Here is a 14,805-nt window from a genome sequence, read left to right as displayed (position 1 = left end):
AGCGGATCGCCGAACGGGGCCATGGCGGACATGCCCGCGGCCGCCGATGATGCCGTGCGGCGTCTTTGCGGGCGGCCGGGCCGATCCCCGCGTCGCGCTTCGACGGAAGGGCCTCGCGATGACCGATCTGGACCACATGGGCGCTCCAGCCGCAGACCCGGCGTCCGGCCGCGATCCGACCGGCGTCTATCTGACCCGGGAAGACGACGTTTACGTCTATGAGGGCGGCGGCTCCCGCTGGGAGTTCACGGTCTACGGCCTTGGCGGAGACGACGAGATCACCGGTTCGATCAACTTGCGCGCCATCCGCGGCGGCGCCGGCGACGACACGCTTCACGGGGCCTCCTCCTTCGAAGCGAGGGGCGGAAGCGGCGACGACCTGATCTACGGGACCACGCGGCGATCGACCGTCGGGTCCGAACATCTCTACGGCGGGACGGGCGACGACCACATCGTTCAGCTTGGGGGAGCGTCCTACATCGACGGCGGCGCCGGCGACGACACGATCGATCTAGGATTGTTCTTCTGCCGGCTCAGCGGCGGCGCGGGCGATGACGTCGTCAATTACGCCCAGGTGGTCGAAGCGGGATCGAGGAGGCTCTCGCTCGGCGCAGGCGACGACGTCGTCGACGGCTCGACGAGCTTCGACAGGTCTGCATCCGGGGGCGTCGAGACGTTCGGCGGCGGCGGGAACGATACGGTCATCGCAGGCGCAGGCTTCGACCGCTTCGACGGCGGAAGCGGGATCGACGAGATCTCCTATGCGTTCGAGCGCTCCGGCGTGACGATCGACCTGCGAAGCGGCGTGAACGGCGGGGCCGCGGCGACGGACGTCCTGAGCAAGGTCGAGAACGTCACGGGGTCGGGCTTCGACGACCAACTCGCGGGCGACGGCGGCGCAAATGTCCTGAACGGGCTTGGCGGGGCCGACGTTCTTCGCGGGCGCGGCGGCGACGACCTGATCGTCGGCGGAGACGGCGCCGATGTGCTCAGGGGCGGCGCGGGCGCCGACACGCTGATCGGCGGCGCGGGAGCCGACATTTTCTACTATGACGACTTCGACGAGATCGTGGACTTCAATCCCGACGAAGGCGACGTGCTGATCTACCGTCCGCGCGACGGCTCGAAGGCGCATGAGGTCGTGGCCGATTGGCTGCAACGGCACCAGGAGGTCGCCCCGGACGCGGCCGATCACCATGATGCGTTTTGGTAGCCTCGCCTTCCGTCAGAAGCCGCGCGCTCCGATCTGACGCCCCCGCCGGCCGAGGGGCCGGCGCGTCCCGATCGAGCCACACCGCCTTCGTTTCAAGGTCCAGCAATTCAATCTAAGCATCGATCGATGCCCGAATGGACATGGACAGAAAAGGTCCGTGGTTCGACGCTCCGGTCAAACAGTCTGCGAAACGCAGCGTTTGGGAGGACGTCCATGAAGATCACCCGCCGCATGGCGACGACGGGGCTGTGCGCGCTCGCCGCCGCCCTCGCGCTGCCGGTCCCCGGTTTCGCCCAGGGTTTCGACCGCACCGTCCGCATCATCGTGCCCTACGCCCCCGGGGGCACGTCGGACACGCTCGCGCGCATCTTCGCGCCGCTCTTGCAGGAAAAGATCGGCCAGACGGTCGTCGTCGAGAACAAGCCGGGCGCGGCCGGCAACATCGGCGCGGACGCGGTCGCCAAGGCCGACAAGGACGGCCAGACCTATCTGCTGACCGACGTCGGCACCGTGGCCTCGGCCCCGGGCCTCTTCCCCGACCTCAGCTACAAGCCGCTCGAGGATCTCGCGCCCGTCACGATGGTGATGTTCTCGCCTTACGTGCTCGCGGTGAACCCTAAGCTCGAGGGCGTCACGGACGTGCCGAGCCTTCTCGCCTACGTCAAGGCGAACCCCGGCAAGCTTGCGGTCGCCAATTCCGGCATCGGCGGGGTGAACCACATCACCGCGGTGGCGATGGCGAAAGAACTCGGAATCCAGTGGAAGACCGTGCCCTACAAGGGCGGCGCGGCGGCGACTCAGGCCGTGGTCTCCGGCGAGAGCAAGCTCATCATCAACGGCGCGACCGCGACGCTGCCTTTCGTCACCAACGGCCAGCTCAAGGGTCTCGCGGTGACGGGCGAGCAGCGCAACGCCGCGGCGCCCGACCTGCCGACCTTCACCGAGGCCAAGCTGCCGCAGGCCGACGCCGGCTCGTGGCAAGGCCTGATGACGACCGCGGGCTCGCCGCCCGACCGCGTCCAGGCGATGAACGCCGCGATGAACGAGATCCTGAGGCGCCCTGAGGTCGTCGATCGCATCAAGCAGCAGGGCGGCCGGGTGGTCGGCGGGTCGGGCGAGGAGCTCGGCTCCTGGCTCAAGACCAACACCGAGCGCTGGGGCAAGGTGATCGCCGACGCCGGCATCAAGGGCCAGTAAGCCCGTGACCAGCCGCTTCGACCTGAAGGACGCGCTGTTCGGCGCGTTCCTGATCGCGGTCGCGTGCCTCGTGTTCTGGGCGACCCGCAACCTCGCCTTCGGCACGCCCGCCGACATGGGGCCGGGCTTCATGCCGCGCGCGCTCGCCGGAATGGCGATGGCCTTCGGGCTGTTCTTCGCCGTCCGCGGGCTGACGCGGGGCGGCGAGCCGATCGAGGCGCCGCAGGTCCGCCCGCTCGCCTGCCTCCTCGCCGCGATCGCGGCCTTCGCGCTGCTCGGCGCGAAGGGCGGCATCGTGGTCGCGGCGGCGGCGACCGTCGTCATCGCCGCGCTCGGGAGCCGCGAGACCAAGGCGCTCGAGATCATTCCCTTCGCGCTCGCGATCGCGGCGGCCTCCGCGCTGCTCTTCGTCAAGGCGCTGTCGCTGCCGCTTCCCGTCGGCTTCTGGTGAGGCCATGGACCTTTTCGCAAATCTCCTGATCGGCCTGTCGACCGCGACCGAGCCCGTCAATCTCGCCTACTGCCTGTTCGGCGTGCTGATCGGAACCGCGATCGGCGTGCTGCCGGGCATCGGCCCGGTGCCGACGGTGGCGCTGCTGTTGCCCTTCACCTTCGGGCTCGCGCCGCCCACCGCCTTCATCATGCTCGCCGGCATCTTCTATGGCGCGCAATATGGCGGCTCGACCACCGCGATCCTCGTCAACGTCCCGGGCGAAACCTCCTCGGTCGTCACCTGCATCGACGGTCACCAGATGGCGAAGCAGGGCAAGGCCGGCCTCGCGCTCGCGATCGCCGCCATCGGATCGTTTTTCGCCGGCACGGTCGCGACCATCGTGATCGCCGTGCTCGCGCTGCCGCTCGCCTCGCTCGCGCTGAAGTTCACGGCGGTCGAATATTTTTCGCTGCTGGTGCTCGGCCTTATCGCGGCCGTCGTGCTCGCCCACGGCTCGGTCGCCAAGGCGCTTGCGATGATCGTGCTCGGGCTGATCCTCGGAATCGTCGGCATCGACGTCTCGTCGGGCGCGCAGCGCATGACGTTCGGTTTCCCGCAGCTCGCCGACGGGCTCGACTTCGTTCCGATCGCCATGGGCCTGTTCGGCCTCGGGGAGATCGCGGCAAATCTCGAACGCCCGACCGACCGGCAGGTGGTGGCCAGGAAGGTCACGGGTCTGCTGCCGAGCTGGGCGGATCTCAAGACCGCGTTTCCCGCAATGGTGCGCGGCACCGCGATCGGCTCGTTCCTCGGCGTGCTGCCGGGCGGGGGCGCGGCTCTGCCGCCCTTCACGGCCTATGCGCTCGAGAAGAAATTCGCCAAGGATCCCTCGCAGTTCGGCAAGGGCGCGATCCAGGGCGTGGCGGGGCCCGAAAGCGCCAACAACGCCGGCGCGCAGACGAGCTTCATCCCGCTGCTGACGCTCGGCATTCCGTCGAACGCGCTGATGGCCCTGATGATCGGCGGCTTGATGATGCATGGCATCCAGCCCGGCCCCCAGATCATGACCGAGCAGCCGCAGCTCGTCTGGGGCCTGATCGCTTCGATGTGGGTCGGCAACCTGATGCTGCTCGTCATCAACCTGCCGCTCATCGGCATGTGGATCTCGATGCTGAAGATCCCCTACCGGCTGCTGTTTCCGGCCATCGTGCTGTTCTGCTGCGTGGGCGCGTACGGCATTTCCAACAGCATGTTCAACGTCTGGCTCATGCTGGGCTGCGCGGCGATCGGCTACTTTTTCATCAAGATCGGCGTGGAGCCCGCGCCGCTGCTGCTCGGCCTTGTGCTCGGTCCCCAGCTCGAGGAAAACTTCCGCCGCGCCATGCTGATCGCCGACGGCGACGTCAGCGTGTTCTTCACCTCGCCGATCTCGGCCGTGATCCTCGCGGTCGTGGCCGCCCTGCTGATCGCGATGTTCTCGCCCAAGATCGCGCGCAAGCGCGAGGAGGCGCTGGCCGAATAGCCGGCGCCTCTCGCCCGTCTTTCAAGGAACGCCCGCATGTCCGACGCCGCCCGCCGCGAACCCCTGCTCGTCCTCGGCGAGCTGATGGGCAATTCCGAGCGCGACCTCGGGCGGCGCTTCGAACTGCTGCGACCGGGCGCCGACGGGCCTGACGCGCTGCTCGCCGAGCGCGGAGCGGAGATCCGCGGGATCGTCACCCGCGGCCGCCTGCCCATCAACGCCGCGCTGATGGATCGCCTGCCGAAGCTCGAGATCGTGTCGGGCTTCGGCGTCGGCTATGACAGCGTCGACGTCGCGGAAGCCGCCAGGCGCGGGATCGTCGTCACCAACACGCCAGACGTGCTGACCGACGAGGTCGCGGACTTCACCGTCGGCCTTACGCTCGCGACCATCCGCGAGATCCCGCAGTCCGACGTCTACCTGCGCTCGGGCGGCTGGAACGGCGGCCCGTTCCGCCTCACCGCGACGCTGCGCGACCGCACGATCGGGATCGCGGGCATGGGGCGGATCGGCCAGGCGGTGGCGAAGCGCCTCGAGCCCTTCGGGCGGCCGATCGCCTATCATTCGCGCCGCCCGGTCGAGGGGCTCGGCTATCGGCATTTTCCCGATCTCCTCGGTCTCGCGCAGGCCTGCGACGTGCTGATCGTCATCCTGCCGGGCGGGGCGGCGACCAACAAAGCGGTGAACGCCGAGGTCCTGAAGGCGCTCGGCCCCAACGGCGTGCTGATCAACGTCGCGCGCGGCTCGGTGGTGGACGAGGCGGCGCTGGTCGATGCGCTGACGTCCGGCGGGATCCTGGCCGCCGGCCTCGACGTGTTCGAGCGCGAGCCGGCCTACATGCCGGAGCTCGGCAGGCTCGCCAACGTCGTGCTGACGCCCCATGTCGGCTCCGGCACCCATTGGACGCGAGAGCGGATGGCGGATCTGACGGTCGCGAACCTCGAGACCTGGTTCGACGGCAAGGGCCCGGTGACGCCAGTGCCAGAAACGCCCTGGACCGCCCAGTCCGCCTGAACCTGAGGCCTCAGATGCCCGCCGCCAAGATCGTCGCCGTCCTGATCGCCCGGCCCGGCCGGGCGGAGGAGCTCGAGGCCCTGCTTCTGGGAATGGCGGAGCCAAGTCGCGCGGAGCCCGGCTCGCTGCGCTGGGACGTGTGGCGGGACAAAGCGGACCCGAACCGCTTCGTGCTGGACGAACTCTATGTCGACGCCGACGCGGTCGCGGCCCATCGCGAGACGCCGCATTTCCGGGACTATGTCTCGAAGGTCGGGGAGCTGGCGGAGCGAACCGCGTTCGTCCTCGATCCCGTGCGCGTGGGATAGGCTCCGGCATATCCGCCATGCCGCGGCGGGCGTTCCGCCGATCGGCGGCGTTTGCATTATGCGCTCGGCCCGATTTCGCGAAGCTTTGAATGCGGATGCGCGGAATTTCACCCTCGCGGCCACGTCCGGGGCTGGATCAGCCTCGGCTTCGTCCCATTGAACTGACCGATCTGATCGATCGGCGCCGATCGACGTCAAAAAATGAATGCAAAATCATTTGGCGATCTGGAGCGGCGTGATACCAAGCAGCGCGTGAGCGGCCTTCGACGCGCCGTGGCCTGCGACCGGAGGCCCGCCGCATGGGGGCCGGCCGGCCTCGAAACGCTCGGAGCTTCAAGGAGCGGCGACCGATGATCATCCCGACCCTCGACGACATGCTCGCCGCTCACGAGCGCATCAAGCCGCATGTCCATCGCACCCCGGTGCTGACGTCGAGCCACGTCGACGGCCTCGCCGGCGCGCAGCTGTTCTTCAAATGCGAGAACCTGCAGAAGGCCGGCGCCTTCAAGGCTCGCGGCGCGTCGAACGCCGTGTTCGGGCTGTCCGACGCCGAGGCCGCGCGCGGCGTCGCCACTCATTCCTCCGGCAATCACGGCACGTGCCTGTCCTATGCGGCGGGCCGGCGAGGAATCCCCTGCACCGTCGTGATGCCGCGCACTGCCCCGCAAGCGAAGAAGGACGCGGTCGCCGGCTACGGCGCGCGGGTGGTCGAATGCGAGCCGTCCGTGACGTCGCGCGAGGCGACGTTCGCCGAGGTGGTGGCCGAGACCGGCGCCGAGTTCGTGCACCCCTACAACGACCCGCGGGTGATCGCGGGGCAGGGCACCTGCGCGAAGGAGATGATCGAGAACGTCGAAAGTCTCGACGCGGTGATCGCGCCCATCGGCGGCGGCGGCATGGTGTCGGGCACGTGCCTGACGCTCTCCAACCTTGCGCCGAACATCAAGATCTACGCCGCCGAGCCCGAGCAGGCCGACGACGCGGCGCGAAGCTTCAAGGCCGGCCACATCATCGCCGACGACGCGCCCGAGACTGTCGCCGACGGCCTGCGCGTGCCGCTCAAGGACCTCACCTGGCGCTTCGTGAAGTCCCATGTGACCGACATCCTGACGGTCTCCGAGCAGGAGATCGTCGACGCCATGAAGCTGATCTGGAAGCGCATGAAGATCGTGGTCGAACCGTCATCCGCGGTTCCGCTCGCCGCGGTCCTGAAAAACCCGGACGTCTTCGCGCAGAAGCGCGTCGGCGTCATCCTGACGGGCGGCAACGTCGATCTCGACAAGCTGCCCTGGCTGTGAAGGAGACGACGACATGAAGATGGAAACGAAGTTCGAAGGCCTCGAGGTCGGCTTCGACGTTCCCGCCCTGCCGGGGATGGACGAGAGCGAGATCTCCACGCCCTGCCTCGTGCTCGACCTCGACGCGCTCGAGCGCAACGTCAAGAAGATGGGCGACTACGCCAAGGCCCATGGCATCCGCCACCGCGCCCACGGCAAGATGCACAAGTCCGTCGACGTGCTGAAGCTCCAGCAGGAGCTCGGCGGCGCGGTCGGCGTGTGCTGCCAGAAGGTGTCGGAGGCGGAGGTCTTCGCCCGCGGCGGCATCAAGGACATTCTGGTATCCAACCAGGTGCGCGATCCGGCCAAGATCGACCGTCTCGCCCGCCTGCCGAAATACGGCGCGCGCATCATCGTCTGCGTCGACGACGTGACGAACGTGAAAGATCTGTCGGCCGCCGCCGTGAAGCACGCGACGCAGCTCGATTGCTTCGTCGAGGTCGATTGCGGCGCAGGCCGCTGCGGCGTCGTCACTCCGCCGGAAGTGGTCGAGATCGCCAAGGCCATCGACGCCGCTGAAGGCCTGCGTTTCGCGGGTCTCCAGGCCTATCAGGGCGCGATGCAGCACATCGTGTCCTACGAGGAGCGCAAGGCCAAGACCGACGCCGTGGTCGCCCAGGTGACCGGCGTGGTCGAGGCGCTGAAGGCGGTCGGCCTCGAATGCGAGCTCGTGAGCGGCGCCGGCACCGGCAGCTACTATTTCGAGACCGGCTCGGGCGTCTTCAACGAACTGCAGTGCGGCAGCTACGCCTTCATGGACGCCGACTACGGCCGCGTGCACGACCAGAAGGGCGAGCGCATCGACAAGGGCGAGTGGGAGAACGCGCTGTTCATCCTCACGAGCGTCATGAGCCACGCCAAGTCCGGCAAGGCGATCTGCGACGCCGGCCTCAAGGCCCAGTCGGTCGACTCCGGCCTCCCCGTCATCTTCGGCCGCGAGGACGTGAAGTACATCAAGTGCTCCGACGAGCACGGCGTCATCGAGGATTCGGGCAACGTGCTCGCCATCAACGAGAAGCTGCGCCTCGTGCCGGGCCATTGCGACCCGACCTGCAACGTCCACGACTGGTATGTGGGCGTGCGCGACGGCAAGGTCGAGACGGTGTGGCCGGTCTCGGCCCGCGGCAAGGCCTACTGATCAGCGAAAGGCGTCACCCCTCATGATCATCGTTCCCGAGCGCGACGTCGCCGGACTGATCACCCCTGCCGAGTGCTTTGAAGCCGTCGAGAGCGTGTTCGCCTCGATGGCTTCGAAGGCGGCCTACAACTTCCCGGTCATCCGCGAGGCCATCGGCCATGCGGACGCGCTCTATGGCTTCAAGTCGGGCTTCGACCGCCAGTCGCTGGCGCTTGGCCTGAAGTCCGGCGGGTTCTGGCCGGGCAACATGGCCAAGGGCCTCACCAACCACCAGTCGACCGTCTTTCTGTTCGACGCCGACACCGGCCGCTGCAAGGCGGTGATCGGCGGCAACCTGCTGACGGCGCTGCGGACGGCCGCCGCCTCCTCGATCTCGATCAAGCATCTCGCCCGCAAGGACGCGAAGGTGATCGGCATGATCGGCGCTGGCCACCAGTCCACCTTCCAGCTCCGCTCCGCGCTCGCGCAGCGTGCGTTCGAGAAGGTCATCGGCTGGAACATCGAGCCGGAGGCGTTGACGAAGCTGAAGGACGTCGCGGCCGAGAAAGGGCTGCTGTTCGAGGCGGTGGATCTCGACCGGATGGGCGCCGAGGCCGACGTGATCATCACGATCACCTCCTCGTTCGACCCGATCCTGAAAGCAGCGCAGGTGCGCCCCGGCGTTCACCTCGCCTGCATGGGCACCGACACCAAGGGCAAGCAGGAGGTCGAGGCCGAGCTCGTGGCGAAGGCGACCGTCTTCACCGACGAGATCGCGCAGTCGATCACCATCGGCGAATGCCAGCACGCGATCGCCGCGGGGCTCATCAAGCAGGACGCGATCGTGGAGCTCGGCGCCGTGATCAACGGCGACCATCCGGGCCGGACCTCGGACGAGGAGATCACGCTGTTCGACGGCACCGGCGTCGGGCTGCAGGATCTTGCGGTCGCGTCGAAAGTCGCCGAGCGCGCGAGCGCCTCGGGGCAGGGGACCGACGTCGACTTCTGACGTTGGTTGGCCACGGCATGACCGAACCGCGTGCTTCGAGACGCCGTCCTCGCGGACGGCTCCTCAGCATGAGGGAGGTCTGCGCATTGGCTTAGCGCTTCATGGAGCGCTCAAACCAACCTCATGCTGAGGAGCCCGCGCCAGCGGGCGTCTCGAAGCACGCAGTTCGTTGATCCAGATTTCTGGAAATGAAGAGGGCGGCGTCCTTTGCGGGCGCCGCCCTTTTACATCTCAGCCAGCCACCGCGCGAAGCGGCGCGTTCTGGGTCTTGGCGCCCTCGAGCGAGGCCATCGCGGCCTGAACGCCGCCGCTGCGATGGGGCACGCCGGCGGCGCTGAGCCCCATCTCGACGCCCGACAGCGCGCCGATCAGCATCAGCTCGTTGCACTCGCCGAGATGGCCGATGCGGAACACCTTGCCCTGGAGCTTCGCAAGGCCGGTGCCGAGCGAGATGTCGTACTTTTCGAGCGCGATCTTGCGGAAGACGTCGGCGTCATGGCTCGGCGGCATCATCACCGCGGTCAGCACCGGCGAATATTCCTTGGGGTTCCGGCAGAGGATCTCCAGCCCCCAAGCCTCGACCGCGGCGCGGGTCGCGGCGGCGAGCCGCTGGTGGCGGGCGAAGACGTTCTCGAGCCCCTCCTCGAGCAGGATCGCGATCGCCTCGTTGAGACCCCACAGCAGGTTGGTGGCGGGCGTGTAGGGGAACCAGCCGTCGGCGTTCGGCTTCATCATCTCGGCCCAATCCCAGTAGGAGCGGGGCATGGTGTTGGTCTTGGACGCCGCGAGCGCCTTGTCCGAGATCGCGGTGAAGCCGAGGCCCGGCGGCAGCATCAGGCCCTTCTGCGAGCAGCTGACGGTGACGTCCACGCCCCATTCGTCGTGCCGCAGATCCGCCGAGGCGAGGCCGGAGATCGAGTCGACCAGCAGGAGAGCAGGGTGGTTCGCCGCGTCGATCGCCTTGCGGATCTCCGCGATGCGGCTCGTCACGCCCGTCGACGTCTCGTTGTGCACGACCGCCACGGCCTTGATGGCGTGGGCCTTGTCCTCGGAGAGCTTGGCCTCGACCAGAGCCGGGTCGACGCCGCTGCGCCAGTCGCCGGGCACGAAGTCGACCTCGACGCCCCAGCGGTCCGCCATCTTCTTCCAAAGGCTCGCGAAATGTCCGGTCTCGACCATCAGCACGCGGTCGCCGGGCGAGAGCGTGTTGACGATCGTGGCCTCCCACGCGCCGGTGCCCGATCCCGGATAGATCACCACCGGGCTCTTCGTCTGGAACACCGCCTGGCAGCCCGCCAGAACCTCGCGGCCGAGCTTCTGGAAGTCCGGTCCGCGATGATCGATCACCTGCCGGTTCATGGCGCGCAGCACGCGCTCAGGCACCGGCGACGGGCCGGGAATGTTCAGGAAATGATGTCCGCGCTGCGTCATGGGACGCTCTCCCTCTCCGCGTCGCCGCTTCCGAGCGACTTCGGTCTCCTGTTTTGCATTCATTTTTGGAGCCTGCAAGTCACGTTCGAACGCAAGGTGTGTCCTGCTGGCGCTCGACAGATGCGCAAGCCTGGCCTATCCAGTGAGATATGAACGAGTTGCCGCATCCTGTTCCGGGCGCTCCCGCGACGCCGCCGACGGGCGAGGCCGAGCGGCCGCGCGCGCCGGCGAGCCTCCATGGCGAGCTGCTGGTCGCGCTGCGCGACTACATCGTCGAGGGCAATCTCGCGGACGGCGCCCGCGTGCCGGAACGCGACCTCTGCGAGCGTTTCGGCGTCTCCCGCACGCCGCTGCGCGAGGCGCTGAAGGTCCTGGCGTCGGAAGGTCTGATCGATCTCCTGCCCAATCGCGGCGCGCGCATCCGCCCCTTAAGGCCGCATGACATCCACGAGCTTTTCGACGTGATGGGGGGTCTGGAGGCGCTCGCCGGGCGGCTCGCCTGCGAGAAGGTCGAGGAGGCCGAGATCGCTGAGGTCGAGCGGCTTCACTACGAAATGTACGGCTATTACCTGCGCCGCGACCTGCATGGCTACTTCCGCTGCAACCAGGCGATCCATCTCGCGATCGTCGCGGCGGCCCGCAACGCGACGCTCGACGAGACCTACCGCACGCTGTCCGCGCGGCTGCGGCGCACGCGCTACGCCGCCAATCTCGACCAACACCGCGACCGCTGGGGGCAGGCGATGCGCGAGCATGAGGCGATGCTCGACGCGCTGCGCCGGCGCGACGGCCGCGAGCTCAGCGACATCCTGTTCCTTCACCTGCGCAACAAGCAACTCGCGGCGCTCGACGTCCATCAGGGCGCGAGCGACGGCGCCGGCGCGCTCCCGCAGGATGAGACTTCAGTCGCATAATATGCAGACGCGAACTCTTCCTTTTTCAGTTTGAATGCAAATTAGATCTCGCTTACAGTCCTCCTGAAGGCGCCGTCAGAGCGCCTCGCTTGAGGGAGTGAAAGCGATGAAGCAGCAGCTTGCGGCGGCTCTCGCCGCGTCGTGCGCGCTTGCGGCCCCGGCCTTCGCCTGGGAGCCCACCAAGGCGATCGAGATCGTGGTCCCGTTCTCCGCCGGCGGCGCCTCCGACCAGATGGCGCGCGTGATCCAGGGCGCGATCCAGAAGAACGGCCTGTCCAAGCAGCCCATCGTGGTCGTCAACAAGCCCGCGGCCGGCGGCGGCGAGGCCATGGTCGACATCCAGAAATCCAAGGGCGACGCGCACCGGCTGCTGACCACCTCGAGCGGCATCTTCATGACGCCGATGACCACGAAGCTCCCGGTCTCCTGGACCGATTTCACCCCCGTGGCCATGATGGCGCAGGACGCCTTCGGCCTCTGGGTCAAGGCCGACAGCCCCTACAAGGCGCCGGCCGATTTCATCGAAGCCGCCAAGAAGGCCTCGCCGCCGTTCAAGGTCGGCGGCACCTCGTCGAAGCGCGAGGACCAGCTCCTCGTCGTGGCGATGGAGCGCGAGAGCGGCGCGAAGTTCGCCTACATCCCGCACACCGGCGGCGGCGCGGCCTCGACCCAGCTCGCAGGCGGCCATCTCGAGGCCACCACCAACAATCCGGCCGAGGACGTCGCCAACTGGCGCGGCGGCCAGACGCGTCCGCTCTGCATCTTCTCCGAGAAGGCGCTGCCCTACACCGAGAAGGTCGCCGAGGACAAAAGCTGGTCCGAGATCCCGACCTGCCCGAGCCTCGGCCTCAACGTCACCTACCAGATGCTCCGCGGCATGTTCATGCCGGGCGGGGTGACGCCGGACCAGCAGGCCTATTACGTCGACCTGTTCAAGAAGGTCTCCGAGACGGCCGAGTGGAAGGAGTACATCGCCCGCAACGCGCTCGTTCCCGACTTCCGCGAGGGCGAGGCCTATGTCGCCTTTCTGAAGCAGGACGAGGAGCGCCACCGCGATCTCCTGACCAAGGCCGGCTTCATCGCGGGCAACTGAGCGCCGCTTCTTTGGGCCGCGGCGTCGGCGACGCGCGGCCCCGGGACGTGGTAAGTCGGCTGTTCCAGGCGCCGCCAGAGCGCCGGATCTGGGAGGAATGAAACGATGAAGCAGCTTTTCGCTGCGGCCTGCGCGGTCGCCTGCGTGACCGCCGCCCCGGCCTACGCCTGGGAGCCCACCAAGCCGATCGAGATCGTGGTGCCGTTCGGCCCCGGCGGCGCCTCGGACCAGATGGCCCGCACGCTCCAGGGCCTCATCCAGAAGCACAGCCTGTCGCCGCAGCCCGTCATCGTGGTCAACAAGCCGGCGGCGGCCGGCGGCGAGGCCATGATGGACATCCAGAAGTCCGCGCGCGACCCGCACAAGCTTCTGACCACCTCGAGCGGCATCTACATGACCCCGCTCTCGACCAAGATGCCGGTCAACTGGCGCGACTTCACGCCGGTCGCGATGCTGGCGCAGGACGAGTTTCTCATCTGGGCGCAAGGGTCTGCGCCCTACAAGACGCTCACCGAGTTCATCGAGGCCGCCAAAACCGCGTCTCCGCCCTTCAAGATCGGCGGCGCCGGATCGAAGCGCGAGGACGACCTCATCACCTTCGCGCTCGGCGCCGAGACCGGGGTCAAGTTCGCCTACATCCCCTACAAGTCGGGCGGCGAAACCTCGACGCAGCTCGCCGGCGGCCACATCCAGGCCTCGACCGGCAACCCGTCGGAGGAGATCGGCAGCTTCAAGGGCGGGACGGCCAAGCCCCTTTGCCTGCTGTCTGAAAAGCGGATGCGCTACACCACCAAGGTCGCCAACGACATGTCGTGGTCGGACGTGCCGACCTGCGGCGAGCAGGGCGTCAAGTTCACCTACAACATGCTGCGAGGCATCTTCATGCCCGGCCGCGTGACGCCCGAGCAGCAGGCCTTCTACGTCGACATGTTCAAGAAGGCGGTCGAGACGCCCGAGTGGAAGGACTACCTCGAGCGCAGCGGCCTGCTCCCCGACTTCCGCGACGGCAAGCCGTTCGAGGAGTTCCTCACGGCCGACGAGGCCAAGCACAAGGAGCTCATGGGCAAGGCCGGCTTCCTGCCGACGAACTGAGCGCGAGCGCTCGAGGGGAGCAGCCTGCGGCGACCCAACTGCGTGCTTCGAGACGGCCGCCATAGCGGCCTCCTCAGCATGAGGCGCGTGGAGGATGGCAGGCTGCAACCCTCCTCATGCTGAGGAGCCTCGGCCATCGGCCGAGGCGTCTCGAAGCACGCAATCCCGCTGCTCCCAAGCAGCCGGCTCGACACGGGCCGCCGACGGAGAAGTCCCATGTCCCTTTCAGCCGACATCGAACAGCCGGACGATCCCGGCGCGCGCGGGCCGTCGAAGCGGGCGGTGGAGATCGTGGTCTCGCTGATCCTGATCGGGCTTGCGGCCGCGGTGCTCTACGACTCTTACGGCCGCGGCGCGGGCTGGAACGGCGGGCCGGAAAGCGGCTTCTTTCCCGCGCGCGTCGGCTGGATCTTCCTCGCCGGCTCGCTCTTCCTGCTGGTCCAGGCGTTCCGCGAGCCGCCGGCGATCTTCGCCACCTGGTCCCAGCTCCTGATGGTGGCCAAGGTCTTCGGGCCGCTCGCTTTGTTCGTCGTGCTGGTCGAGCCGCTCGGCATCTATGTGGCGGCGGCGATCTTCACCGCCGTCTTCATGCCGATCGTCGGCGGCGCGCGCTGGCACACGATCCTGCTGACCTCGGTGCTGGTGCCGCTCGTCTGCTTCTTCGTGTTCGAGATCGAGTTCCTCGTGCCGCTCCCCAAGGGGCCGCTCGAAGCCATGTTCGGCTACTGAAGGAGAGCCCCGGATGGACGATTTCTCCGCGCTGCTCGGCGGCTTCCAGGTCGCGCTCTCCTGGCACAATGTCGGCTTCATGATCGTCGGCGTGCTGCTCGGCATCGTGGTGGGGGTTCTGCCGGGCCTCGGCGGCCCCAACGGCGTCGCGATCCTGCTGCCGCTCACCTTCGGCATGGACCCGACGTCGGCCATCATCCTCTTGTCGTCGATCTACTGGGGCGCGCTCTTCGGCGGCGCCATCACCTCGATCCTGTTCAACATTCCAGGCGAAGCCTGGTCGGTCGCCACCACCTTCGACGGCTATCCGATGGCCCAGGAAGGACGCGCCGGCGAGGCGCTCACCGCCGCCTTCACCGCCTCCTTCATCGGCGCGATCTCGGGCGTGCTGCTCAT

Annotated in this window: 15 protein-coding genes; 14 read left to right on the top strand and 1 reads right to left on the bottom strand. The window is 67.9% G+C overall.

Annotated elements, in window-relative coordinates; genetic code table 11:
• Nucleotides 1-118: 118 nt before the first annotated feature.
• The 9 genes from ACFOWB_RS00075 (at nucleotide 119) to bhcD (ending at nucleotide 9,150) form a co-directional block, all read left to right on the top strand.
• Nucleotides 119-1,213, top strand: coding sequence for a calcium-binding protein (locus tag ACFOWB_RS00075; RefSeq protein WP_261401937.1), 1,095 nt, complete (start codon nucleotides 119-121; stop codon nucleotides 1,211-1,213).
• Between the two features lie 213 nt (nucleotides 1,214-1,426).
• On the top strand, nucleotides 1,427-2,410 hold the full coding sequence (locus ACFOWB_RS00070) for a Bug family tripartite tricarboxylate transporter substrate binding protein (protein ID WP_261401938.1): 984 nt from the start codon (nucleotides 1,427-1,429) through the stop codon (nucleotides 2,408-2,410).
• Nucleotides 2,411-2,414: 4 nt separating this feature from the next.
• On the top strand, nucleotides 2,415-2,861 hold the full coding sequence (locus ACFOWB_RS00065) for a tripartite tricarboxylate transporter TctB family protein (protein ID WP_261401939.1): 447 nt from the start codon (nucleotides 2,415-2,417) through the stop codon (nucleotides 2,859-2,861).
• 4 nt (nucleotides 2,862-2,865) lie between these two features.
• Nucleotides 2,866-4,365, top strand: a complete 1,500-nt coding sequence (locus ACFOWB_RS00060) for a tripartite tricarboxylate transporter permease (RefSeq protein WP_261401940.1) — start codon at nucleotides 2,866-2,868, stop codon at nucleotides 4,363-4,365.
• Nucleotides 4,366-4,401: 36 nt separating this feature from the next.
• Nucleotides 4,402-5,379, top strand: coding sequence for a 2-hydroxyacid dehydrogenase (locus ACFOWB_RS00055; protein ID WP_378144991.1), 978 nt, complete (start codon nucleotides 4,402-4,404; stop codon nucleotides 5,377-5,379).
• Between the two features lie 14 nt (nucleotides 5,380-5,393).
• Entirely contained in the window at nucleotides 5,394-5,687 is a 294-nt protein-coding gene (locus ACFOWB_RS00050) for a putative quinol monooxygenase (RefSeq protein WP_261401941.1), read from the top strand.
• Between the two features lie 350 nt (nucleotides 5,688-6,037).
• Nucleotides 6,038-6,985, top strand: a complete 948-nt coding sequence (gene bhcB, locus ACFOWB_RS00045; RefSeq protein WP_261401942.1) for a beta-hydroxyaspartate dehydratase BhcB — start codon at nucleotides 6,038-6,040, stop codon at nucleotides 6,983-6,985.
• A gap of 13 nt (nucleotides 6,986-6,998) precedes the next feature.
• A complete protein-coding gene (gene bhcC, locus ACFOWB_RS00040; RefSeq protein WP_261401943.1) occupies nucleotides 6,999-8,162 on the top strand; it encodes a 3-hydroxy-D-aspartate aldolase BhcC in 1,164 nt (387 codons plus the stop codon).
• A 22-nt stretch (nucleotides 8,163-8,184) separates the two neighbouring features.
• Nucleotides 8,185-9,150: an iminosuccinate reductase BhcD gene (gene bhcD, locus ACFOWB_RS00035; protein WP_261401944.1), complete on the top strand. Its 966-nt coding sequence runs from the start codon at nucleotides 8,185-8,187 to the stop codon at nucleotides 9,148-9,150.
• A 231-nt stretch (nucleotides 9,151-9,381) separates the two neighbouring features.
• Here the strand turns inward: bhcD and ACFOWB_RS00030 are convergent, their stop codons facing one another.
• Nucleotides 9,382-10,581 carry a pyridoxal-phosphate-dependent aminotransferase family protein gene (locus tag ACFOWB_RS00030; RefSeq protein ID WP_378144987.1) on the bottom strand — a complete coding sequence of 400 codons (1,200 nt, stop codon included), beginning with the start codon at nucleotides 10,579-10,581 and terminating at the stop codon, nucleotides 9,382-9,384.
• Nucleotides 10,582-10,730: 149 nt separating this feature from the next.
• Here ACFOWB_RS00030 and ACFOWB_RS00025 point away from each other — a divergent pair, with 149 nt between their 5' ends.
• The 5 genes from ACFOWB_RS00025 to ACFOWB_RS00005 form a co-directional block, all read left to right on the top strand.
• A complete protein-coding gene (locus ACFOWB_RS00025) occupies nucleotides 10,731-11,495 on the top strand; it encodes a GntR family transcriptional regulator (RefSeq protein ID WP_261401945.1) in 765 nt (254 codons plus the stop codon).
• Nucleotides 11,496-11,601: 106 nt separating this feature from the next.
• Nucleotides 11,602-12,588: a tripartite tricarboxylate transporter substrate binding protein gene (locus ACFOWB_RS00020; protein WP_261401946.1), complete on the top strand. Its 987-nt coding sequence runs from the start codon at nucleotides 11,602-11,604 to the stop codon at nucleotides 12,586-12,588.
• Nucleotides 12,589-12,693: 105 nt separating this feature from the next.
• Nucleotides 12,694-13,680: a tripartite tricarboxylate transporter substrate binding protein gene (locus tag ACFOWB_RS00015; RefSeq protein ID WP_261401947.1), complete on the top strand. Its 987-nt coding sequence runs from the start codon at nucleotides 12,694-12,696 to the stop codon at nucleotides 13,678-13,680.
• 216 nt (nucleotides 13,681-13,896) lie between these two features.
• The gene (locus tag ACFOWB_RS00010; RefSeq protein WP_261401948.1) at nucleotides 13,897-14,409 is read left to right on the top strand and encodes a tripartite tricarboxylate transporter TctB family protein; all 513 of its coding nucleotides are present in this window, start codon (nucleotides 13,897-13,899) and stop codon (nucleotides 14,407-14,409) included.
• A gap of 13 nt (nucleotides 14,410-14,422) precedes the next feature.
• A partial coding sequence (locus ACFOWB_RS00005; RefSeq protein WP_378144984.1) for a tripartite tricarboxylate transporter permease occupies nucleotides 14,423-14,805 on the top strand: 383 nt, incomplete at its 3' end.

The sequence above is a fragment of the Chenggangzhangella methanolivorans genome (assembly GCF_042648545.1).
GTDB lineage: Bacteria > Pseudomonadota > Alphaproteobacteria > Rhizobiales > Methylopilaceae > Methylopila > Methylopila methanolivorans.
This window is presented reverse-complemented; position numbering and strand designations above follow the sequence as displayed.

Coding starts and splice junctions, on each gene's coding strand:
- ACFOWB_RS00075 (WP_261401937.1), top strand. CDS start 119: ATGACCGATCTGGACCACATGGGCGCTCCAGCCGCAGACCCGGCGTCC.
- ACFOWB_RS00070 (WP_261401938.1), top strand. CDS start 1,427: ATGAAGATCACCCGCCGCATGGCGACGACGGGGCTGTGCGCGCTCGCC.
- ACFOWB_RS00060 (WP_261401940.1), top strand. CDS start 2,866: ATGGACCTTTTCGCAAATCTCCTGATCGGCCTGTCGACCGCGACCGAG.
- ACFOWB_RS00055 (WP_378144991.1), top strand. CDS start 4,402: ATGTCCGACGCCGCCCGCCGCGAACCCCTGCTCGTCCTCGGCGAGCTG.
- ACFOWB_RS00050 (WP_261401941.1), top strand. CDS start 5,394: ATGCCCGCCGCCAAGATCGTCGCCGTCCTGATCGCCCGGCCCGGCCGG.
- bhcB (WP_261401942.1), top strand. CDS start 6,038: ATGATCATCCCGACCCTCGACGACATGCTCGCCGCTCACGAGCGCATC.
- bhcC (WP_261401943.1), top strand. CDS start 6,999: ATGAAGATGGAAACGAAGTTCGAAGGCCTCGAGGTCGGCTTCGACGTT.
- bhcD (WP_261401944.1), top strand. CDS start 8,185: ATGATCATCGTTCCCGAGCGCGACGTCGCCGGACTGATCACCCCTGCC.
- ACFOWB_RS00030 (WP_378144987.1), bottom strand. CDS start 10,581: ATGACGCAGCGCGGACATCATTTCCTGAACATTCCCGGCCCGTCGCCG.
- ACFOWB_RS00025 (WP_261401945.1), top strand. CDS start 10,731: ATGAACGAGTTGCCGCATCCTGTTCCGGGCGCTCCCGCGACGCCGCCG.
- ACFOWB_RS00020 (WP_261401946.1), top strand. CDS start 11,602: ATGAAGCAGCAGCTTGCGGCGGCTCTCGCCGCGTCGTGCGCGCTTGCG.
- ACFOWB_RS00015 (WP_261401947.1), top strand. CDS start 12,694: ATGAAGCAGCTTTTCGCTGCGGCCTGCGCGGTCGCCTGCGTGACCGCC.
- ACFOWB_RS00010 (WP_261401948.1), top strand. CDS start 13,897: ATGTCCCTTTCAGCCGACATCGAACAGCCGGACGATCCCGGCGCGCGC.